This is a genomic window from Aneurinibacillus sp. REN35 (genome assembly GCF_041379945.2).
Taxonomy (GTDB): Bacteria; Bacillota; Bacilli; order Aneurinibacillales; family Aneurinibacillaceae; genus Aneurinibacillus.
The window spans coordinates 449,037-471,985 of sequence record NZ_JBFTXJ020000001.1 but is presented as its reverse complement, the minus strand read 5'-3'; the positions used below and the strand labels follow the sequence as shown (position 1 = coordinate 471,985).

General features: G+C 46.6%; 22 protein-coding genes. 3 read left to right on the top strand and 19 right to left on the bottom strand.

The features are described from left to right. Positions 1 to 31: 31 nt before the first annotated feature. The 14 genes from AB3351_RS02290 to AB3351_RS02225 all read right to left on the bottom strand — a co-directional run bounded on the left by AB3351_RS02290 (position 32) and on the right by AB3351_RS02225 (position 15,925). Positions 32 to 934, bottom strand: a complete 903-nt coding sequence (locus tag AB3351_RS02290; protein ID WP_371145494.1) for a fumarylacetoacetate hydrolase family protein — start codon at positions 932 to 934, stop codon at positions 32 to 34. A 30-nt stretch (positions 935 to 964) separates the two neighbouring features. Next, a complete protein-coding gene (locus AB3351_RS02285; RefSeq protein WP_371145493.1) occupies positions 965 to 1,909 on the bottom strand; it encodes an MBL fold metallo-hydrolase in 945 nt (314 codons plus the stop codon). A gap of 4 nt (positions 1,910 to 1,913) precedes the next feature. Continuing rightward, the gene (locus AB3351_RS02280; RefSeq protein ID WP_371145492.1) at positions 1,914 to 2,753 is read right to left on the bottom strand and encodes an amidohydrolase family protein; all 840 of its coding nucleotides are present in this window, start codon (positions 2,751 to 2,753) and stop codon (positions 1,914 to 1,916) included. Beyond that, positions 2,750 to 4,495: an IlvD/Edd family dehydratase gene (locus AB3351_RS02275; RefSeq protein WP_371145491.1), complete on the bottom strand. Its 1,746-nt coding sequence runs from the start codon at positions 4,493 to 4,495 to the stop codon at positions 2,750 to 2,752. Before AB3351_RS02275 ends, AB3351_RS02280 begins: the two co-directional genes overlap by 4 nt. A 4-nt stretch (positions 4,496 to 4,499) precedes the next feature. Then, a complete protein-coding gene (locus tag AB3351_RS02270) occupies positions 4,500 to 5,522 on the bottom strand; it encodes a zinc-dependent alcohol dehydrogenase (protein ID WP_371145490.1) in 1,023 nt (340 codons plus the stop codon). A 19-nt stretch (positions 5,523 to 5,541) separates the two neighbouring features. Then, the gene (locus tag AB3351_RS02265) at positions 5,542 to 6,435 is read right to left on the bottom strand and encodes a carbohydrate ABC transporter permease (RefSeq protein WP_371145489.1); all 894 of its coding nucleotides are present in this window, start codon (positions 6,433 to 6,435) and stop codon (positions 5,542 to 5,544) included. A 1-nt stretch (position 6,436) separates the two neighbouring features. Then, complete coding sequence (locus tag AB3351_RS02260; RefSeq protein ID WP_371145488.1) at positions 6,437 to 7,291, bottom strand: carbohydrate ABC transporter permease; 855 nt, start codon at positions 7,289 to 7,291, stop codon at positions 6,437 to 6,439. Between the two features lie 14 nt (positions 7,292 to 7,305). Next, on the bottom strand, positions 7,306 to 8,595 hold the full coding sequence (locus AB3351_RS02255) for an ABC transporter substrate-binding protein (protein ID WP_371145487.1): 1,290 nt from the start codon (positions 8,593 to 8,595) through the stop codon (positions 7,306 to 7,308). A 69-nt stretch (positions 8,596 to 8,664) separates the two neighbouring features. Then, positions 8,665 to 10,401: a cache domain-containing sensor histidine kinase gene (locus AB3351_RS02250; protein WP_371145486.1), complete on the bottom strand. Its 1,737-nt coding sequence runs from the start codon at positions 10,399 to 10,401 to the stop codon at positions 8,665 to 8,667. Beyond that, positions 10,391 to 11,224 (bottom strand): response regulator transcription factor, encoded by an 834-nt coding sequence (locus AB3351_RS02245; protein WP_371145485.1) that lies wholly within the window; start codon positions 11,222 to 11,224, stop codon positions 10,391 to 10,393. The genes AB3351_RS02250 and AB3351_RS02245 overlap by 11 nt, the downstream gene beginning before the upstream one ends. An 87-nt stretch (positions 11,225 to 11,311) precedes the next feature. Next, positions 11,312 to 12,622: an aspartate aminotransferase family protein gene (locus AB3351_RS02240; RefSeq protein ID WP_371145484.1), complete on the bottom strand. Its 1,311-nt coding sequence runs from the start codon at positions 12,620 to 12,622 to the stop codon at positions 11,312 to 11,314. A gap of 4 nt (positions 12,623 to 12,626) precedes the next feature. Beyond that, positions 12,627 to 13,295, bottom strand: coding sequence for a YesL family protein (locus tag AB3351_RS02235; protein WP_371145483.1), 669 nt, complete (start codon positions 13,293 to 13,295; stop codon positions 12,627 to 12,629). Then, positions 13,292 to 14,425, bottom strand: coding sequence for an ABC transporter ATP-binding protein (locus AB3351_RS02230; protein WP_371145482.1), 1,134 nt, complete (start codon positions 14,423 to 14,425; stop codon positions 13,292 to 13,294). Before AB3351_RS02230 ends, AB3351_RS02235 begins: the two co-directional genes overlap by 4 nt. Before the next feature lie 177 nt (positions 14,426 to 14,602). After that, positions 14,603 to 15,925 (bottom strand): uracil/xanthine transporter, encoded by a 1,323-nt coding sequence (locus AB3351_RS02225; protein WP_371145481.1) that lies wholly within the window; start codon positions 15,923 to 15,925, stop codon positions 14,603 to 14,605. 268 nt (positions 15,926 to 16,193) lie between these two features. On the opposite strand from AB3351_RS02225, the gene blaOXA reads away from it, so the two are divergent. Continuing rightward, the gene (blaOXA, locus tag AB3351_RS02220; RefSeq protein WP_371145480.1) at positions 16,194 to 16,982 is read left to right on the top strand and encodes a class D beta-lactamase; all 789 of its coding nucleotides are present in this window, start codon (positions 16,194 to 16,196) and stop codon (positions 16,980 to 16,982) included. A gap of 58 nt (positions 16,983 to 17,040) precedes the next feature. Here the strand turns inward: blaOXA and AB3351_RS02215 are convergent, their stop codons facing one another. Beyond that, entirely contained in the window at positions 17,041 to 17,511 is a 471-nt protein-coding gene (locus AB3351_RS02215) for a SitI3 family protein (RefSeq protein ID WP_371145479.1), read from the bottom strand. Positions 17,512 to 17,635: 124 nt separating this feature from the next. Between AB3351_RS02215 and AB3351_RS02210 the strand changes: the two genes are divergently transcribed. Next, a complete protein-coding gene (locus AB3351_RS02210; protein ID WP_371145478.1) occupies positions 17,636 to 18,529 on the top strand; it encodes a metallophosphoesterase family protein in 894 nt (297 codons plus the stop codon). A gap of 66 nt (positions 18,530 to 18,595) precedes the next feature. After that, positions 18,596 to 19,171 carry a hypothetical protein gene (locus AB3351_RS02205; RefSeq protein WP_371145477.1) on the top strand — a complete coding sequence of 192 codons (576 nt, stop codon included), beginning with the start codon at positions 18,596 to 18,598 and terminating at the stop codon, positions 19,169 to 19,171. A gap of 275 nt (positions 19,172 to 19,446) precedes the next feature. On the opposite strand, the gene AB3351_RS02200 is transcribed toward AB3351_RS02205, so the two are convergent. The 4 genes from AB3351_RS02200 to AB3351_RS02185 all read right to left on the bottom strand — a co-directional run bounded on the left by AB3351_RS02200 (position 19,447) and on the right by AB3351_RS02185 (position 22,803). After that, positions 19,447 to 19,830 (bottom strand): hypothetical protein, encoded by a 384-nt coding sequence (locus AB3351_RS02200; protein ID WP_371145476.1) that lies wholly within the window; start codon positions 19,828 to 19,830, stop codon positions 19,447 to 19,449. Between the two features lie 15 nt (positions 19,831 to 19,845). Next, the gene (locus AB3351_RS02195) at positions 19,846 to 20,511 is read right to left on the bottom strand and encodes a hypothetical protein (protein ID WP_371145475.1); all 666 of its coding nucleotides are present in this window, start codon (positions 20,509 to 20,511) and stop codon (positions 19,846 to 19,848) included. Positions 20,512 to 20,642: 131 nt separating this feature from the next. Then, positions 20,643 to 20,951 carry a monooxygenase gene (locus AB3351_RS02190; protein ID WP_371145474.1) on the bottom strand — a complete coding sequence of 103 codons (309 nt, stop codon included), beginning with the start codon at positions 20,949 to 20,951 and terminating at the stop codon, positions 20,643 to 20,645. Positions 20,952 to 21,063: 112 nt separating this feature from the next. Beyond that, positions 21,064 to 22,803, bottom strand: coding sequence for a methyl-accepting chemotaxis protein (locus AB3351_RS02185; protein WP_371145473.1), 1,740 nt, complete (start codon positions 22,801 to 22,803; stop codon positions 21,064 to 21,066). Positions 22,804 to 22,949 lie beyond the last annotated feature (146 nt).

The window sequence follows — 22,949 nt, the reverse complement described above, 5'->3', positions numbered from 1 at the left end:
TATAGCGAAGATGCCGCTTTTGTATCGTTATTTATTTCGCCATCTCAAATCGGTTTTCAAGCCGGCCTACTCCTTCAATCTCTACAACCACCTCATCTCCATCCTTCAGCCATACTTGCTCCCCTTCCTTCTGACCGAATACGACCCCCTCCGGCGTGCCTGTTAGAATAAGGTCTCCGGGATATAACGTCATATACTTGGAGATATAGCTAATGATCTCGTCGCAATAAAAAATCATATCTGACGTATTCGAGTTCTGACGGATCTCTCCGTTCACCAACGTCGTAATCGCCAGACGATTCGGGTCAGCGATATTGTCTTTGCTTACCAAGTAAGGACCTACAGGGCAAAATCCGTCGCACGTCTTGCCAAGCAGCCACTGAGAGCTTACAAACTGCAGATCACGGGCGGATACATCGTTTGCGGTACAATATCCATATACATAGGATAAGGCGTCTTCTTTTGCTACGTTGCTGACTGTCTGTCCAATGACAATGGCAAGCTCCGCTTCATAATCCATTTGTTTTGCCTCAGCAGGAATCGTAATCGTCTGCTTGTGACCGGCTAACGTATTGGCAAATTTACTAAATAACAGCGGCTCACCCGGCGGGTTCATGCCCGACTCCTCCGCATGCCGCTTGTAATTGAGTCCCACGCAGACAATTTTCTGGGGATGCGTAATACATGGCCCGAACTGCAGCGTCTCTTCCTGCAGCGTACACGCAGCAAGCGCTTCTTTACCGATAGACTGCAGAAGGGACTGCAGCCCCTCCATCGCCTGCGCACCTCCTGTAACAAGCGCATGCGCACTATCAGGAATGCGCGCATCCTGTTCACCGCTTTGCTTCATGGCGGCTGCTACATCCACAATGCCCTGCTCTGTCTTGACACCTAAGCGCCACTGCTTCCCCTGTAAAAACTGTACCGTAATCATCTGTTCTCTCTCCTTTGTCTTTTCATCATGTTATGCCCTGTATATATAAAGAACGCCGTCGTCACTTTTTACGAATGTAATATACCCTTCTGCCTCAAGCGTGCGCAAATGCGCCATAACAGGCACAATCCACTGATACCCCAGTTCGGCAGGCGCAAGATGGTCATTGGCCAGCTCAGCCAGCTCAAGCACCGCATGTCCCTGTGTACTTCTGCTGATTTGATGCAGAAGAAAAGCATGCAGGGTGGAAACAAATTCTTTTGTCTCCTTCACAAACCGCTGCACATCCGCCCCCTCCATCACTGGAAAATGGGTGGGCAGCAAATAATGCGGTGCCAATCTTTCAATGGCTGCAATCACCCCCTGGTAGTGTGGAAGGCTATCATACGTGGGCGGTGCGTTCAGTCTCCCATTCGCATACTGGCCGCTGCCTACTATCGCATCCCCGAGAAGCAGCACCCGATCCCGCTTCCGATACAGGGCAATATGACCAGGGGAATGGCCCGGCGTATGAATCACCTGATACGTCTCGTCACCGGACGATACGGTATCGCCTGCCTTCACTTTCCTTTGCACGCGCACACAGGAAGAAATGGCGGTGCGAATCTCATTCTTCAGCGACTCGCTGTAAAAAAAACCGACACTCGACTCAAAGCGGCCGTACATCTCCTGAATATGCAGCTCCCGATCTTCAATCCAAGCGGCATCGGCTGCATGAGCCGCCGTACAGCAAGCAGGAAACGCTGCGGTAATAACCCCATTGCCCCCATAGTGATCCGCATGCGCGTGCGTATTCACGATCCAGGCTGGTCCCGACTCATAGGTACGCTGTATATGTGGCAAAATCACATCGGCTGCTACAGCCGCAGTACCGGTATCGACTAAAATCGGCTTGGCTCCCTCCAGCCAATAGGCATGAAAGAGCATGCCGTCCAGTGATGCGGAAATCTGTTGAATACCAGAGACGACCTGCATCGCTCTACACCAGACCGAGCAGCTCCGGTGTATTCCGATGGATAATGTCTTCGATCGCCTTCTCCGGAATACGCGGCAGGTTCGTCCCCTCTACAATGTGATTGATGTTCCGCAGGCTGTTGATGGTCTGTTCCGTCGTAAAGAACGGATAATCCGAACCAAGCAATACTTTGTGCAGCACACCGTATTCAAACGCTAAGGCCATTGCGTTATAGAACTGCCACGGCCGGCCGCCAAGCGCTGATAAATCCATGTACATATTATGGTTTTTTCGCACGACAGAGATGCATTCTCCCGTCCACGGATGCCCCATATGAGCAATAATCATCGTCAGGTCGGGGAATTGGCGGGCAATCGGGTCAAGCTGCGCCGGCCGCGAAGCGTCTAAATATCCTTCTGGCACAAATGACGTACCCTGATGCCATAAAATCGGGATTCCCAACTCATTCGCTTTTGCATACAGCGCAAAATGCTGCTTCTCTTCTGGATAAAAATTTTGGTAAATAGGACCGAGCTTGAGTCCTTTTAGTTTCAATTCTTTTACCGCACTCTCAAGCAGAACGGGCGCATTCTCCCGATTCGGATCTACACTGGCAAATCCGAAGAGTCGGGTAGGATGCTTGGCAACATACGCGGCCACATATTCATTCGGAACCTCAATGCCAGTAGCCGGAGCGTCAAATGCCAAAACAATCGCGCCATCATACGGTCCGACACACGCCCAGTTTTGTTCCGGCTCTGCGATCATCTCATAGTCTTCCCCCCATGCTTTTCGGGAAGCAGCCAATGCGCCACCCCCTACCTGCCCCGGTCCGAATACGTGGGTATGGCAATCAAAAATCATCTCTGTTCCTCCCTTTCTCTCTCCGCTGCTCCCCGTCTCTTATCCCGAATCGAGGTTGGGACTAAAAAGTCGAAATCACAACCTTCATCTGCCTGCAGAACATGCTCACAAAACAGCCAGCCGTATCCCCGTGTATACGGAGAGACAGGCGGCTGCCACACCTGCTTACGCGCTTGCAGTTCTGCTGAAGAGATATATACTTCAAGCCTGCGTTCATCAATATCAAGCTCAATCTCATCCCCATCACGCACGAACGCCAGCGGTCCGCCCACCGCCGCTTCCGGTGCAACATGCACGATCAGCGCACCATAGGAAGTGCCGCTAATACGTGCATCGGAAATGCGCACCATATCGCGGACGCCCTTTTTCAGCAGCTTTTGCGGAATGGGAATCTGCCCAACCTCCGGCATGCCAGGCGCACCTTTGGGGCCTGCATTCTTCAGTACAAGCACACTATTCTCATCCACATCCAATGCCTCATCATCGATCCGTGCGTTCATATCCGCAACCGATTCAAAGACTACTGCCTTCCCCTTGTGTTTGCGCAGGGCAGGCGAGACAGCCGTCTGCTTAATAAGGGCTCCATGCGGTGCTAAGTTTCCACGCAATACAGCAATACCTCCTTCTGCTGCAAGCGGCTGCTGAAGCGGGGAGATGACGTCTCTATCATGCACCTGGACATCGCGCAGATTTTCGCGGACGGTAGCTCCGGTAACCGTGATGCAATCTCCATGCAGCAGCGGCTCTAATTCTTTCATTAATGCAGGCACCCCTCCGGCATAGAAATACTCCTCCATCTGATACTTTCCGGAAGGACGCACATTAACAAGGTACGGCGTCGATGCGCTCAGTTCATCAAACGTTTCAAGCGGGATATGGAGACCAAGCCGTGCCGCCATGGCAACAAGGTGGATAATGGCATTGGTGGAACCGCCGCTGGCCATCACAACGCGGATCGCATTCTCAAATGCAGGCAGCGTCATAATGTCTTTCGGACGAAGATTCCCTTTTGCAAGGGCTACAATCTGTTTTCCCGTCATTTCCGCCATGTGCCGCCTGCGGGAATCCGGAGCTGGGATAGCTGCGCAGCCCGGCAGCGCCATGCCAAGCGCTTCGGCTACGGAAGCCATGGTACTCGCCGTTCCCATAACCATGCAGTGTCCGTCGCTGCGGCAGATTGATGCCTCTACTTCATCCAGTTCGTCATCTGTCATATTCCCTGCTTTGTGTTCTAGGGTAAAGCGGTAGCAATCCGTGCACGCGCCCAGCGTCTCGCCGCGCAGATGACCATTCAGCATCGGCCCTCCCGTCAATACAATGGCCGGGATATTAACGCTTCCCGCTGCCATCAACTGGGCAGGCACAGTTTTGTCGCAGCCGCCGAGTAGCACGACACCATCAAGCGGATGAGCCCGGAGCATCTCCTCCGTATCCATGGCCATCAGATTGCGCAAAAGCATCGTCGTCGGCTTCACATACGGCTCACCGATGGAGATAGTCGGGAATTCCATCGGTAATCCGCCGGCCTGCCACACCCCGCGCTTCACATACTCTACCAGTTCCCGAAAATGGGAATGGCACTTGTTTAATTCACTGAACGTATTGCAGATGCCAATGACCGGCTTTTGCAGATCCTCTGCCGTGTAGCCCATCGACTTCGTAAAGGATCGGTGAATGAATCCCCACAATCCGCTATCCGTAAAAAATTCGCTTCCGCGGCCCTGTCCTTCTTCTCTGCTCATTATGCTACGCCTCCATATTTACAATCACTTTGACGGCTTCTATTTCCTTGTTGATCATCTGCTGAAACGCCGTCTCCACGCTGGCAAACGGAACCTGCGTACGAAGATACGGTGCTACCGTGGCGGATCGGTCCGCTACGTGTTGGATGCTCTGCTCCCATACGCCGGCGTGACCTACACTGCCGATGATCTCAATCTCCTGCTGCATAATCTTATACACATCAAGCGGCACAAGCTCCTCACATACACCAAACAGCACCATGCGGCCGCCCTTTTTCACAAGGGTCAGCGCCTGCTGAATCGATAGCTCTGTACCCGCCGCCTCAAATACGACTTCTGCCCCGCGGCCCTCCGTCAGCAGCAGAGCGGCTTGTACCGCATCTTCACTCTTTCCGTTAATGACGAAATCGGCTCCCGTTTCCTTCGCAATGGCCAGCTTGTAGTCATGCCTCCCAACCACAATGACCTTAGGTACGCCGGATTTTTTTGCCATCTGCGCAAACAACAATCCTTCAAAACCGTCCCCGATCACGATCACGCTTTGCGCTCCCGCTACCCGTCCACGCTCCACCGCCCGGACAATGTTGCCGAGCGGCTCAAGCACCGCTGCTTCCTGGAAGCTGATCGTATCCGGCAGCGGATAGATGTGTGCCGCATCGGCCACAACAAACTCCGCAATCCCTCCGTCATAAGAAAAGCCTGCTTCTAAAAATGAATCGCACAGATCATAGTTGCTGCCCAGACAGTATTCACACTGCCCGCATATCGAGATCGGCTCCACAGCCACCCGATCACCAACCGTCCAGCCGCTTACTTCGCTGCCTATCTGCTCAATCACGCCCGCAAACTCATGCCCTAACGTAAGCGGAGGAGCGGTACCCGGAAAGCCCTTTGTGACAATGTGCAGATCCGTCCCGCAGATGGCTGCGCTTTTAACCCGAATCAGCACCTCATGATTTTTGATCGTCGGAACCGGCAGGTCGTTTACTTTTACCGTGCCTCTCTCCATCCATTGCAGCGCTTTCATTTTTTTCTCCTCTCCTTCATCACCCTTTAATCGCACCGGAAGACAGTCCCTTGACAAAATATTTCTGAAAGCGTAGGAACAAGAGTACAACCGGCAGTAGCACAAGAATAATCCCGCCAAACAATAAGCTCATATCACCCTGCCCTTTGGCACCGAAGAATTTATACAGCCCAAGGCTTACGGTTGGATAATCATTCGGATTCAGGATAACTAACGGAAGCAGAAGATCATTCCACACATAAATGAACTGCATAATAATTAAGGTGGCGGTGACCGGCTTCAGCAGCGGGAAAATGATCTGAAAAAAGGTTCGAATCGGCGAACAGCCGTCCAGAAAAGCCGACTCTTCCAACTCGATCGGAATACCCCGAATAAATCCTGTATACATAAAGATGCAGAACGGCGCCAACACAGCGATATACACAAGCGAAATCCCAAACAGGTTATTATACAAATCAAAGTATTTTAACAGAAAGATAAGCGGGATAAACGCAGATTGAACAGGCATCAAAATACAGGATAAAAACACCCAATACGCTGCCTTAAAGAAAAACGAGCGTCCCCGCGCAATGGCATACGCCGCAATCGATGAAGCAAAGACGATATAGACAACGGTCATCCCTCCGATTGCAAAGGTAACTAAGTACGACCGGAGAATATCCGCCTGCTCAAACGCGCGCCAGATGTTATCCCAGCCTTCTAAGGATAGGGGCGGGGTCAGCGGATGTCGAATGATCTCCGCGCTGGTTTTAAACGCGTTGATAACAATTAAATACAGCGGAATACAGAACAGTACCGACAAGAAAATCACAACCAGCTCAAATCCAACGTGCTTGATTTTCCTCATCCGTGTCCGCTTTCTTTGTAGCACCGACTCCTGCATCATCCCGGTTGTCTGCAGCTGCTTTTCCATCCTATGTGCTCCTTTCGTATTTAGTTGAAAGCCCGACAAAGAAATAGGTAAGGATCAGCACTACAACCGTCATTACGACAGACGCTGCCATGCCAAAGGTGAGATTTGCCGACTCGAACGCATACTTATAGATGCGGATGGCCAGCGTTTCACTCGCATTGGCAGGCCCGCCCCCCGTCAGGGCATACGGCAGATCAAACAGGCGGATGCCGTTGGCCAGTCCGATTAACACGTTCACGGTGATCCCCGGCGCGATCATCGGTACGGTAACGGTGAAGAAACGGCGAACCGCAGAAGCCCCATCCACCATCGCCGCTTCCTTCAGCTCATCCGGCACACCCTGCAGCGCAGCCAAATAAACAATCATAATCGGTCCAATCATCTGCCAGACCGAGATGCCGATAATGGAAAACACCACATATTGCGGGGAATCCAGCCACGGAATCTTTATCGAGAACAAGGAGTTAATCAGGCCGTTTCCACTCAGCATGAACTGCCAGACGAAAGCGGCGACCACGACAGGGACAACATTCGGAATGTAAAACAGCGCCCGAAGAATATTCTTCGTCTTCAGCGCCTGATTCAGCACCAGCGCTAAGCCCAGCCCGAAAACATTGGCAAGCAGCGCCGCAGACGTACCAATAAACAGCGTGCGCCACAGCGCATCAAGATACGTCTCATCCTGAAACACTTGAGTATAATTCTCCAATCCGATAAACCGGTATTCCCCTATGCCCTGCCAATCCGTAAAGCTGTAATACAGCGTCTGGAGCATCGGCAGCAGTAGAAAAGTGAAAATCACGATCGAGACCGGGAATAAAAACATGAGATTCGATAATGTTCGTTGGTTTTGCATGCAGCATCCTCTCTTTATTTCTTTTTGGTCGTATATTCTTTCACGAATTGTTCTACCGCTTTTTCCACATCACTGCCAAACGTGGTAGATTGCGCTGTCTCACCGAGCTTAATGTATACGGTATCCGGCATCGGACCGATGTTGGCAAAAGGAACGGTACGATTTGTCTCCAACCACTTTGGAACCTGCGCATATACTTCATCCAACTCTCCTACACCAGGCTGCGCAGAAAAATTCTGCTTGGCCGCTACGATTTGTCCGTACGCTTCCTTGCTGAATAGCCAGTTAAGAAATGTCTTCGCCGCCTCCAGATTTTGCGATTTGGCGTTAATGGCAAGCCCGTCTTCAGCAGTAAAAATAACCGGGTTCTCCTGCTCCTTCGCATACGGCAGATTCATAAATGCGGTTTTCAAATCAGGTGCCATGTTGCGAATCTGAACACCATCCCATGTCCCGCCCATGATCATAGCCGCTTCTCCATTCACGAAAGCCTGCTGGGCCACCTGGTATTCGTTCGTGAAGCTGCCAGACAGCACGTATTTATTTAACTCTGCAAATCGTTTATAGCCCTCAAGTAAAATCGCATGGTTCTCAGGCTTGCTCCAGTCAACGGAATTGGACTCATACGCTTTGCGGAATTCTGGGTTTTTTAAGGCGTGATGTCCGAATGTCCAATGAAATACGTTACCGATCGAGGTTTGCCACTTGGACGCATATACAAGGAGCGCCTTGTCCTTCTGCTTTAGCTTCTCACCGGCTTCCATCAGCTCTTCCCACGTTTGTGGAGGTTGTGCAAATCCGACTTCCGCCAGCAACTCCTTATTGTAATGAAAGCCCAATACCCCGATTCCTAAAGAAAACGCTGCGCTTTTACCGTCTACCTGCACCGCCTTTTGGATGGCTGGGGAGAAGTTCTGCATTGATTCCATCTCTTTTAAGTCATACAGATAGCCGCCTTTATTGGCTAGTGCAGCCGACGTATGCCCCGTATTAATTTGATAGATATCCGGCATTTCATCGGTTGCCACCATCACACGCAGCCGCTCAAATAAATTACCATCCGGTACTGTTTCGAACTGCACATCAATCGCAGGGTGCTCATCCTCGAACTTTTTGGTGATCTCTTCCGCCTTTGATTTAGAGACCAGCAAAGAATCCGCTAAAAACACACGTACCTTTTGGGTTTGCTGCGAGCCCGCACCCTTTCCTGCTTCTTCCGTCTCCGTCTTCCCGCAGCCCACGGTGCTTCCAACAAGCAGGAGGACCGCAAGCCACGTACCGACCGCCTTCTTTCTTACTTTCATCTGCACACCAACCTCCTTTTCATAATGTTAAGAAAAATACGACGAATAAAATATCATACATCTTTTGCTTTATTCATATATTCTTTGCCTTAATTCAATGGTGGTACCATGTTCAGGCTCACTATTAATCACGATCACATTGTTTGCATCCTCTAGCAAAAAGCGCTGCGCTGTAACATACATACCAAACCCCAGGGGTTTAACAAGATCGATCGTATCTCGCGTCAGCCTCCAGGCCACCCGCTTGGAAAACCCTTTTCCATTATCTTCAATGCGGAAGACAAGGCAGTCAGCCTCTACCCATCCTTTGATGAAGAGCAGCCCGTCCTCTAGCTTGTTTTCAAATCCGTGAATAAATGCATTCTCCACAAAAGGCTGCAGCATAAGTTTGCGGGTTGTGAAGCGCAGCACCTCCTCATCTATGAGAAGGTGACATGTCACCCGTTCTTCATATAATTGTTTTTGTAAATACAAATAGTCTGTAAGCCACTGCACTTCCTCCCGCCAGTTGACCCGCTCATCAAACCGCTCCACGGTATACCTCATGATCGTGGATAAAGAGATGATCATATCGCATACGGTATCCGTATCTTCATCAGCCGCCTTGTATTGAATTACATCGAGCGTATTGTACATAAAATGCGGGTTAATGATTTTTTCCATACTGGTAAGCTCATATTTCAACTTTTCTTGATATACCTTCTCCTTCTCTTGAAACAATCTCTCAATTTCAGTGGTCATTTCATTGAATGTGGCAATGAGCACTTTGAATTCATCCCGGCCATCCATCTGAATTCGCACCTTGAAATTTCCCTGCTTCGCTTTATTCATCATCTCCGCCAACTGGGACAGAGGAGATAGGCGGCGAGAGAGGAACAACACAAAGCAGCCGAGCAGGATTAACGTAGCAATAATGACGATCATATTGTTCTGTATTAATGAGGCCTGATAATAATCAATCAGAATATTTTTCATCACTTTCCCTTTAAGCTGCCATCCATACGGACGAATCTCCTCTGCCATCTCCACATAGTCCGCTGATCTGTCACCTGCCTGTTCTACATTACGACTGTAGAGCAGGTGACCATCGGAGCCAACAATCTCTACACCGATGTAAGGGCTTGTAGTAATGTCCTGCACAAGGGAGTCAAATAACGTAAGATCGACATCAATCATACTGATGCCGATCGACTCTAGCGTATATGGATTGCGAAGCACCTGGGCAAATGAAAGATAGCGACGCGAATCATCGCTCACAAAAAAAGACGCATGTGCAGGGAGCACCGTATTGGCGGCTCCTCTGGCGACAACCTCTTGAAACCACGCTTCCTGCTTATAACTTTTTTTCTGCGCCCCCTTTAAAATAAGAGAAGACATATCGGTACGCTGATACAGCAGTTGACCATCCATCGATAGAAAGCTGTATACATTTTTGCCTGGGGACTGATCAAAAAGCTGGTTCTTCACCCGATCCAAGGCATCTAGAACATACGGATTCCCCCGCAATTGCTCGATCGTTTCTACTTTTCCGATCTCCGCAAACAAAAAGGCCTCATTGCCTGTCATTTTATATAGCGTGTCGTTTTCTTCTTCGATCGCATGGAGCGTACGTTCAATTTTTTGTTTGATATAATATAGGTTCACTTCATGCTGTTTTACAACAAGCGCTACCGATGTATCCATCCAGGAATGAAACAGGAGAAACTGAAACACCAGAATCGGTATGCTCAGAAAAGCAACAAAGGCAAAGACGAATTTGGTCAGCAGCGATTGGCGAAAGGAAAGATGCGGCCATTTACCTTTCATGCTTCACTCCAACTGCGTGAAGGTGATGTTTATACTCACTCGGGGATTGCTTCGTATGTTTTCTAAACAACCTTCCAAAATACGTTACATTATCAAACCCTGCCATTTGAGAAATCTCACTAATCCGAAGCCCGGGTTCCTTCATTAGCTCCAGCGCTACATTGATGCGCACATGATTTAAAAACTTGATAAAACCTACACCCACATCGTGCGAAAAAAGACGGCTTAAATAGCTTTCATTTACATGCAGGCGCTTCGATACCCCGGCTAATGTTAGCGGAAGCATATATTCAGCACGGATGATCTCAAGTGCTTGTCTAACAATGCTGTGTACGGCTTCTCTCTCTGTTATCACGCCTTCGATATAGCATGTGATGAACGCTCGTATCCGCTGTGCGGTATCTTCTTCCTCCTGCACTGCCGCATGGGTCATCTCTTCTTTCATACCAGCAAATTGGTCGGACACACGCAGCATCGTTTTTTCAAGGGTTTCTCTAGATACAGGCTTTAGCAAATAATCAAACGCCCCGTAGCGAAGTGCCTGCTGGGCATATTCAAACTCGGAATACGCCGTGAGAATAATGAATGAAGTACAGGCCGCTTCATTGTCAGCGCGCAATTTTTTAATGAGGTCGATCCCGTTAATAAATGGCATCCGAATGTCAACAAAAGCAATATCCGGCTTCGTTAATCGGATGATTTGCTCCCCTTCCGCACCGTTGCCGGCGATTCCGACAACCTTATACCGCTCGTCGAGCTGTTCAACACGCTTAGCCAATCCTAACCGCAATGATTTTTGATCATCAACAATAACAATTCGCATGCAGACAACCCCTTTCATCCAATACCTCTCTACATGAAGAGAAATCACCATTCTCTTATAAAGAATGATGATTTCGTAAAATTCACACTATTTACCAGTTGAAGAGGATACGGGCTTTACTTCTTTTAATACATCTTCAATAATCTGCAGGGTATTGTCAATGTCATTTTCTGTATGGCTGTAGCTGATATGATTGCGCTTAATATTCATCGGCATCTTAAATACGCCTCGCTCTAGCAGCTTTTTACGATACGTGACATACAATTCTGCATCGTTTTCCATTAAGTCAGTGTAATTTTTCGGCTCAAAGTTCATAAAATATGTGGTCCATACCGAGCCAAATCCTGCGACATAAGCCTGAATGCCAAGGCGTGTATGAATGTCCCGAATTCCGCTACGCATCCGATCGCCCAATGCAAAAATATGTTCATGCACCGGCTCATTCTCCATCAGCTCAATCGTGGCGATGGTAGCGGCTGTTCCTACGGCATGTCCATTGTACGTACCGGCAAACCATACATCACCGCCCGGATTCGTATTAAACCGCTCCATGTATTCTTTCTTTCCGGCGATTGCCGCAATCGGGAAGCCGTTCGCCATCGCTTTTCCCATTGTCGTCAAATCCGGCGTCACCCCGCATACCTTTTGATAGCCACCGATATTGTGCCGAAAACCGGTAATGACTTCATCAAAGATTAAGAGAGCGCCGTATGCGCTGCACAGCTCGCGCAGTCCTTCCAAGAAACCTGGCTGCGGCATAACACAGCCGATGTTATGAGGGATCGGCTCTACAATTAAGGCCGCGATTTCACCGGCATGCTGCTGGAATGTACGCTCCACATCCTCAAGATCGTTATAGGTGCAGATCAGCGTATGATCGATCGCTTCTTCCATCATGCCTGCCGAGCCCGGGTCACGCTTGCCGATTTTATCCGGCGTACTCAGCATGTTTCTTGCCACATAATCATGCCAGCCATGATAGCATCCCTGAAACTTAATCAGCTTCGTTCGTTCCGTCACCGCACGCGAGAGACGAATGGCATGATACGTTGCCTCAGAGCCGGAATTGCAGAACAACACCTGATCAGCCGATGGCACGTGCGTGGTGATTTTACGCGCACATTCGATTTCCAAATCCGTCGTCCCCACTCCAAACAAATCCGTCCGATCAAGCGCCTCCTTAACACGATCATTCACAAACGGATGATTGTGTCCGAGTATATACGGTCCAAAAGCGGCCTGATAATCAATATACTTATTTCCGTCTGCATCGTAAATGTAGGCGCCTTTTGCCTCTGTAAAAATCAAGTGGGGATCAATGTTGCGGATCGATGTATGCACCCCTCCTGGTGTATATTGTGTTGCTTCCTCATATAATGCCGCGCTTTTTGAATACATACGATCAGCCTCCGTTTTTTACGATATGATTTGTCGTGCCTTCCATTGTCTCCATGCTGCGAATCGACTGCTCTATCCTTTCATAATTCCAGCTCAGCCACATCGCCGCTATACTTCCGCCATAAAAAGGAAAGAGAGAGGGATAACGCAGCAGAATGCTTCCTATGAGAAGCAGCCCGCATGCCGTACCCAGCGCATGCAGCGGACGGATGAGAAACAGCAGCGCCGCATTTTTAAAATACGCTCCCATTCCCATCTCCACATGGGCAAGCATCGGAAAAAGATATTGCAGGGCTAACACAATGCATAGAACGATGCCTGCTTCCATGCCATACACATATAGATGACCCGCCCACTCCCCGGCAAGAGCCGGAAGCACGTAGCCATGTATCAGAAACAGCCCGCCACCCAGCGCTCCCAGTATACCTCCGACTTTTTGAGCGGATCGGTACTCACGGCGGAACACCTGCCAAAACGTTGCCCATACAGGAAAATCCTTTGTTTCAAACCTATATTTTCGTATACAAAAAAACATAGCCGCCGTTGCCGGCATAAAGCCAAAAAGAATACAGCCGAGCAGTGAGAAGAGAAGCCAAAGCACATTGACATAAGCTAGAAACGCAATCCATTCACAAGCCCTGTACACTCCTCCACCAACAATACTCCCTTTCATACATGCATCTCTTTCATCGCATCCACCGCCGCAAGCGCAATGGCTTCTTTCGTCTCCTTATCAAAAAAGTGAAGGTGCTCTCTATCAAAATACAACGGAACACTCTGTCCGCTTTGGTAATACGTGCTGCCTCCCCACTTCGCCACAAGAGATAACGCATGCATCGTAATATAGACGAAGGCTTCTGCCCCCGTATTCTCTATCATATCGATATCACCCATCACGGCGCTCTCAGAGTCTGAAATAGCGGGAAGGATATGTTCAGGTCGTATCCCTAAAATCACTGCCTTTCCTACGTATCCTGCCTCTTTCAGCGATGATGCGGTACTACCTTCTAGCAGCAGCGAAAACGAATCAGCAGCAAAATATACGTTCCCGCCTCTTTCTTCAATCACCCCTTCTAGAAAGTTCATGGCAGGTGAGCCGATAAAACCGGCAACAAACGTATTGGCTGGTGTATGGTAAATCTCCTGCGGTGTGGCCACCTGCTGGATGACACCGTTATACATGACGACAATTCGATCCGCCATAGTCATCGCTTCGGTCTGGTCATGCGTAACGTACACAATCGTTGTCTGCAACTCTCTATGCAGCTTGCTGATCTCTGTCCGCATCTGCACACGAAGCTTCGCATCAAGGTTGGATAACGGTTCATCCATCAAGAAGACCTGAGGATTGCGCACCATCGCACGTCCAAGTGCCACCCGCTGCCGTTGACCACCAGAGAGCGCTTTTGGCTTTCGATCCAGCAAATGCTCGATATCAAGCGTACGGGCCGCCTCTCTTACCCTTGCTTCAACCTCCTGCTTCGGCAGCTTTCGCAGCTTTAAGCCAAAAGCCATGTTTTCATATACGCTCATATGGGGGTATAGCGCATAATTTTGAAATACCATCGCAATATCTCGATCCTTCGGAGGCACATCATTAACAAGTCGATCTCCAATGTAGAACTCACCTTCCGAGATCTCTTCAAGCCCGGCAATCATCCGCAGCGTTGTTGACTTTCCACAACCGGACGGACCGACAAGGACAAGAAACTCTTTGTCCGCTACTTCCAAATGAAAGTCCTTGACGGTATACTCTTGGGTCCCGTACCTCTTTTTCACATGGTTAAATTGAAGACTCGCCATTCAGCCACCACCTCACTTCGTTTTATAGCCTGTATCTATAATCAAAATATAATAAATAATAAAAATTATTAAAATAATACATTTTTACTTTTACTCGTACATTTTTGCTGCAAAAATAAAAGCACCCGCATTGCCCAAAAGGCATACAGGTGCTGAGAATATAAGGATAAGGTGTTCTTATTTTATTGAAGTAAAATGAACGGAGCCTTGCATATTATTTTTTAGCGTACTGAAATAATATAAGAATTCCATGAATAAGGCAATCAAAATTCCCATTAACAAACCATTAGAAAGCAGTGGGCGAATCAGCGCAGGAATCGTGGCGAAAGCTTCTGCCGGGATATTCATAATTGTCATCCCGAGCAAAGCCGGCAGCGCAATACGATAAATATTCTTGGAAGAAAACGCAAGGTGTTCAATATTAGTAAGTGCTGAACGAAACAACTGCAAATAAGCAACAAACAAAATAGTATTGCCAACACTCTGCGGGATCGTTGAAAAAAACGTGCTGAACGATGGAATCATACCCAAAACAATAAATAACAGTGAACCTACAAAAAAGGGCGCCCTTTCTCTAATGCCTGTGGATTGTAAAAAGCCGAGCGAAGACGCATACGGTGCATACGGAACCAAACCCAGCACTCCTGCTGCTGATGTAAAAGCTCCCGACCATGCCAGGGATGCACGATACTGATTTGATCTCGTCTCCTTTTCATAAATATCCTCGGCTCCTTTTAATGTTGCGATCGTATTCGTTGTGTTCAATAACCCCGTAATGATTACGGTCAACACAATTCCCCACTGCAGCGTTGGTTCCCCCCACGGAAACCATGTGAGAAAGGGAACGGTCTTAATGGAAGTCGCTGCCTCCTGCGGGAAAAGAAAAACGGCTCCAACCCAGCCGACAATCATACCAATAAGCAAGGATAGATTGCTGATCACGCCCTTTGCTTTCACATTGAGCAGAATGGTAAGCGCTGCGATAGCAAATGAAAAGCACGCCACGCCAACGTCGATATGATCGCCGCTATTTAAACCGATCATCCCCTTTAGAAAAATGAAGATTAACTGGTTGGCAAGCAGAAGCAAAAAAACAAACATAACAACGGGTGTGAACCATTTTTTTAGTACATCACCGAGCCCAAGCAGGCCCAACACGGTGACAAGCACACCGGAGATTATCGCTCCAACAGCAATGCTTCCCCCTAATGCTGCCATATCAATATGTAGTGTACTGGCTGTCGTAGCCAGACTTAAAATCACGCCCCACCACAGGCCCGACTGTCCTTCCATGAGCGCGTAGCGGTGGCCAAACATCCCCTGCAGAATACAGGCAATCCCGGTAACGATAAAAGACCGCTGAATCGCGGAAATTATTTCAACCTGCTCCAGTTGAAGCGCGCTACCAACGGAAAGAGGAATGACAACTGTATTGGCAAACATAAAGAACAACCATTGAAATCCTGCTAATAAAGTGACAGAATTCCGCAACCGATTCATTTAACCAACCCTCCCATAGGATTATCTACCTATTCTAACATAAGTTCTATAATGAAAATGGTTTTTATACTAACGTATGTCTGAAACTCACTGATTTTGTAAGCATTCCCCTGGATAGGAGCCGCTGTAGGCTGGGTATATGACAAGGTTCAAATGCATGCACGTCATCGATACGTAATAGAAATATCATATCAATAACATAGAATATTCCTACAATTACGCTGTACAATCAGACTGTAAAATCATTAACCAAGGTGAGGTGTCTAGGATGAAAAAAGCAATCTGGTTATCGCTCCTTTTACTATGTATAGGAGCAATAGGTTTTACAGCACAGGCTCAGCCATCAGGGAAAGAGACGGTTAAAAAAATGAAGGTTGATGAGTTTTTTGCGGATCGTGACGGGACATTTGTATTGCGTGATATGAAAAACGGACAAACATTTGTCTACAATCAAAAGAGAGCACAGGAAAGAAGAACACCGGAATCTACCTACAAGGTGCCACATGCATTAATCGGACTGCAAGTAAAAGCGGTTCAGGATGAATATGATGTGAAGTGGTGGGATGGGGTCGTACGGAAAATCGATGCGTGGAACCGCGATCACACGCTTGGATCGGGCATGCGCAATTCCGTTGTATGGTATTATCAAGCGATGGCTAGAGATATCGGGGAGAAACGTATGAAAGAATGGGTGCAAAAGCTCTCCTATGGCAATCAGGATATAAGCGGCGGCATTGATCAATTCTGGTTGAACAGCTCTCTTGCCATCTCTGCATTGGAACAAACAGATTTCATGGAGAAACTGTATAAAGAAGAACTGCCCTTTGATAAAGCGGTAATGAAGACAGGAAAGCGAATGATGATCCAGCAGGAGGAAGATGATTATACGCTTTACGGAAAAACAGGTACAAGGTCCGATAACGGCTTGGGGTGGTTTGTTGGCTTTGTGGACGGAGGGGATCGTTCTTATGCTTTTGCCACCAATGTAGATGGCACAGGTACACAGGCTAAGAATATTACATTCGATATTTTAAAGAAGTATCACATAATCAAGTAGTAACACGCAAACTATGGCACGAACGCACCTTTTATTGTGTGTGTTCGTGCTTTTTTCATCATCGTTCATCTACCTCCAGTTCATCACCTTCTACAAAGGGATAATGCAAAGCATAGAACGGAAACCTTTGCGTGCCATTCATCTTTTTGTCATCAACGACTACGTTCCCGTTTCTTCTGATTAAGATTGGAGTATCTCCATTGGACTCCAGTACACAATCACCTTCCACACTGCTGAGCATATGGCCGATAAAGGTCATGAAACGCTCCGCCCAGTTCGCCTCCCTGTGAAATACTTCAAACCATAAGCGATATGTAAGATTCATTTGATAATCTTCGCTTATGAATGCGAGACCTTGCCCTCCCTCTTTCATGCTCATCGTTGCCCAATCGAATACGACTACGAATTCTTCGCTTGTATTTCTACCTATGCTTCCATTATCAAGACGGTTTGCTTTTATAAAATCTTCGATGTTTTTCTTAAGCTCCTCAAATAAGCAATCAGCGCCTATATAAAAAATATAAAACATCACATCACACCCTTCCCATTTGTACGGGCTTGGTATCGCTAAAATCCGCAAAGTGTACTGCATGTTCGCCTATACCTTTTACTCACTTAAAGAATAGACATGAAAGTAAGGGGGGATTAGTATCATGGCAACAATGCGTCAAATCGCACATCATATATTAGCACATAAAAAGAAGGCAAATTCATTTACGTTTGCCTATTTTGGGGATTCATGGTTTGACTGGGGCGAAACGAAACAAGAAGCCATTATTCGCTATCAAATTTTCTTAGGAGGGTTGGAAACGGCCGCCAGAGAAAACCCGCTATTTATTTTGCTTGGTGGCGATAGTGTGTTTTCTGGTACAAATGAACAGCTAACTTATTTTAAAGAAACGGTCGTCTCATTTATGAATCAAACGAAAATACCTGTATTCGCAGTCCCTGGAAATCATGAGCGAAACGGCCCGCGCGGCCCACTTAATCCATACAAGAGACTTATCTCTAATCAATTAAATTATAAGATTGACGTGCCTCACTTGCGAGTGATTGCCTTGAATAATATTGGACCGGAAACTCAGATCACCAACGCGGCTTATAAGTACTATGGTTTTGAACAGTCTGGCCTCGCACTGACAAAATTAAAAGAATTTCTAAGAACGACTCCTAAGAACAGTAACATTGTAGTGATGATGCATGTACCGCCGCAATCCCCCGGAGATTGGAGCCGAGGAGATGGAACCAAATTTTGTCTGACAGTCGGGGACGAATTTTTAGTAAAGGGGCATCCAAAAAATCAAGAGTTTTTACATTTGATGCAGCAATACAAGAAGAAAGTTCAGCATGTTTTATGCGGACACGTGCATGACTATGGCTTTAAAGACATTGGCGGAATTCCTTATCTTATTAACGGTACCGGCGGGGCGGTGATTGATTTTAACAACATTAGCGTGTTTCAAGTGCAGAATGGGAACGTATCGACACCCGTTAAAAAACCAATCATTCGCAGCAAAAAGATACCGAGAATCACCTTTGGACTTTAATTGATTCGTTGTTGTAGGTCACCTCATCATTCGAAGAGTGCATACTGTAAAAAGGATGTGAACAACATGGCTATTACAAAAGGCTCATCTGTGGGAATCTTATATGTCCAGCGTGTAAATGGAAAATGGCAGACAGGCGTTCACAATGGATCAGCAGCCACTACCATTACGTCTACTACCTCTCCCGCTATGATATGGCATGTCGGAAAAAAAGGCTCGATTGCACGAAACAGATTGTATTTTTACAAGACGGTTGCGGAGTACGAGCGAGCTCGATTGGGGAAAGGTCCTCCAGGAGTGCCAGCTTCACGATTATATGCACGGGTGCTAACTGAATCCTATCCCGGAGTTCCGATAGGCTTTCTACGAAGCGATGGCTCTCCAAACAATGGGGGATTCATTCGGTTTACAACTAAATCCGGCAAAGTATACAATAATGTATCTGTTCTCATTACTGATTTAAAAAGCAAGAAACTAAGCCGGACGCAATTTCAAGGCGGTAAACTGGAGTACAGACACTACAATATTCGCAAGCGTTCCGAACCAGGTCGATATGACTTTTTTCTCGAAACACCTAATCCAGTTACCAATCTGATTGGTATTCGAAGATTGGATAAGGCAAATGAGTTCTTCAAGTTCTAAAAATTATGCTATAGGAAAACAGCTTTTCTTAATGGTACATGCCGCGCTGTATTTTTGTACGGGTTAGTGTCGAATGATAGATTCATTCGGCACTGGGTAGCCTCCGCCTGTACCTGCTTTGCCATTGTTTTACTCCTTTAATTTTGGACATACAAAAAGGCTCATTCCTCCTCACCGTTTAAGTTGGAATAAGCCTTTGAAAGTTTACCATGTGTATTGTTAAGTTTTTTAGTATATGGTTTATGGGTTGTATTGTACGATCTTGTTGTTTGGTTTTAAATGCCTAACTGTTGTTCACCCTCCGTTTTTATTTCTTTCCATTCCACTTCATTAGATTGAATGTTTAGTATAATCACATCGTCTAAACCATTAAGTACTATTTTTATACGCTCACCTTCTCCATCAAATGTGAGCAAATCAATCTCTAGTATTTCATTACTGTTCAGATTGAACAATTCAGGTTCGGTTTTGTAGAATATTACATCTGAAAATATTAATATTCCAAGCTGCATTTCTGGTTCAGTTTCAACATAGTAAGATTGCTTCCACTGACACAATTCTAACGTTATCTTTAATTGCTTATTAACTTCATCATACTCTAATTCCTCAACAAGACTATCAAAAAGGTTATGAGCTTTAATAAATTCTGATGGTTTCATATTTCTCCTCCTAAGCTACGGTTCAATATGAGATGCTTTCGAGCCTTTTAGCACTAGATTACCTTTAATATCAAGGTGATAATCCTTTTTACCTGTACTGTTTGGATTGTGCACGTGATAATGATCTTTACCTTCAAAACCATTTGTTCCTAGTTTGCCAGGATCAAATCTAACCTTCATTCCAGTTTCAGGATCAATAAACTCTCTTGAGCTAGTATTTTTCGCCATTCCTTCTGGTGTTACATCTTTCCATCCGTTGTTGATTAATTCTTTAGAATCCTTTGGCAAGTTGTTTGTAGAGAATTTAACTTTATCCATCCCCTGAGTAAGCTTTGGAGTCTCTTTAGAATTCGGAGTTACTTTTAGTACTTTTCCCACTCCTTTATCTAATAAGGCTGATGTAACATAACTTCCTACTAATTGCCCTCTTGTCTCCCAGCCACCATCTTTCATTTGATAGTAGAGACCCTCAAGGTCACGACTCAGATTGTTCAAGCTCTCCTTAGGATTACTTACTACTTTCCACACACCTGCTACAACACCTTGTGCTGTTCCCACAGGATCTTTAACCAAAGCTTCCAAGCTATCTTTAGTGGAGAGTGCAGCGCCCAATGCTCCAGCACCGGTACCTTTAAAAAAGCTTTTTGCAGATAAAAGCGTACCATTCATCTCTTTTTTCAACTGCTTCACAATCTCATGTTTAGTAAGATTGTTCTTTAGCTTCCTTGCAACCGAAACCTTGATAAAAGGAAAAGCCAAGCATGCTGTTACATCAACATGCTTGGCCTTTTATTTTACGTGTACTTTACACGTTACCTGACTATAAATTTTGTTGTCGCAGACAGCGGTTCGTTTACCACAAAAATTTTAGAGCGAATATTTTGGATGCCAAATGACTGCAGACGAGCGGTATGTTCAGTGAGATAGGACTTGGCATGCGCCTCATCCGTAAACAAATAAATTCCTCCCGCCTCTTTTGTTCCCTCATTTTCCGTCCAGATCTTCCAGATCAGACCCGGCGTTTGCGCCAAATGCTGAGCAAGCTCTGCGTATGCTTCGCTCATTTCTTTGCCGAATGGTCCATCGGTTGGAAAATCAATTTGCAAAAGAATAGGTGACATAGCATTGTACCCTCCTATGTATGTGTGTATAAGGATAGTATGCCACATTACAAGAAAAATATGGATTCACACAAAAAAATTATCTTGTATGCCAAAGACTGCTGGCATTCATTTAGACTTTGAACGTATTGATTCGTTCCTCAAGCTCTTCCGTTACTTGTGTTAAGGCATGAATAGAACGTGACACTTCTTCCATCGCCTGAAGCTGTGCAGATGATAAGTTTGATACCAGCTTCGATGTAGATGATGTCTCATGTGCCATGCGAGCCATCTCACTCACCGATGCGGTTACTTCTTGGGAGCTGGCTGACATCTCTTCAGAGATCGCCGAGGCTTCCTGTGCCTGAGTGGCCATTTCCTGCATGGAATGAACGATGCGCTGAAATGAGCTTCCCACCTCATGGATAAAGGCAATGCCTGTCTTCACTTCCTCTATCCCTTCATTCATAGAATCCATCGATAATTTTGTATCCTCTTGCACCTGATGGATTAGCTGCGCAATGTTTTGCGCTGATTGTGCAGACTGCTCGGCTAGCTTCCGCACTTCATCGGCTACCACCGCAAATCCCCGACCATGCTCGCCTGCCCGTGCCGCTTCGATGGCAGCATTTAGCGCCAGCAAATTGGTTTGTGATGATATGTCTGTAATTACGTCTAGTATTTGGCTGATTTCTTCCGAGCGGTTGCCTAATTGTTCTAGCGTTTGAGCCGTTTTTGTCACGGATGCTTGAATTTGTTGTACCTGTTTAATTGCATTGTCTAGGAGCTGCTGTCCGTTCTGTGATTCTTTTACGGTATCAACAGAGTGTTCAGCCACGACGGAGGCGGACTCGGCTACCCGCTGAATGCCGATTGCCATCTCTTCCATAGCCCGGGAACTCTCATCTGTGCTTTGAAGCTGTATATCCATGCCCGATACTACGTCTTGTGTCTTGTCCGCTACTTGTCTAGATGATACCCTCGTTTCCTTTGCATGGGTGTGCAATTGTTCTGAGGATGCGGCCAATTGCTTGCTGGTCGCTATCATTAGCTGAATCATGGATTTGTTATTTTCAACCATATGGCGGAAAGACTGAGCCAGTTGGCTGATCTCATCGTCTCCCTTGATGTTCACGTTTGTAATCTCTTCATTTGCCTTCAGCAAATTACCATCGGAAAAATAATTAGAAGCCTTCGTAACAGACCGAAGCGGACGCAGCTTGCGTGTAAGGTAAATACCTATTACAAATAAGATCACGGCAGTAATAAGGATGCTGCTTATGATAAAAAGCGGCAGTGTCGATTTCACCACTTGTTTCTCTACACTTTTTACTACTTTTGCTTCAATGTCAACGCCAAGTATCCCAATGACTTTTCCGTTGGAATTTTTGATAGGGGCAAACGCAGATAGATATTGGCCATACTTCGGATCATTCACAATATCTGTGCTGTTTGTTTCGCCTTCGAGCACACGAGCCACATCCTCATAGGTCGTAGCGCCTGCCGCTTCGCCAATTTTTCCGGCTGTCTCAAGGTTTCTGGGCTGCCCGTCTATCATTACTTTTACCTTTTCTCCCTCAGCTATTTGAACCGTATATACATACAGGGCTCCTGTTTTTTCCCGATAATCACTTAAGGACTCACGCAGTAGCCAATATTCTCTGCCTTCTGTCGGATTTTCGATAAAACGCTCATACAGTGCTGAATCCATCTGGGTAGAGATATGTGTTGCTGTAGCCATACTATAATTGGATATGGTAGATTCTACAGAGTCACCTACGCTTTTATAGAATAGGCCCATATAGGCCAACGTTAAGACGACCACTAAGCCTCCTACATACATGAGCAGCCTTACAGTTAATTTGTTCTTCATAACTTCCTCCCCCATCACACGATAAACCCATTGTCATAGTTAATATAATTCATAAACACAAGCATAAGTAGTATTATAATCCATTCTATTACAAATTTACAGGACTTATAGTCTAAAAAATAAAAAAAGAGACGGCCAAAACATCT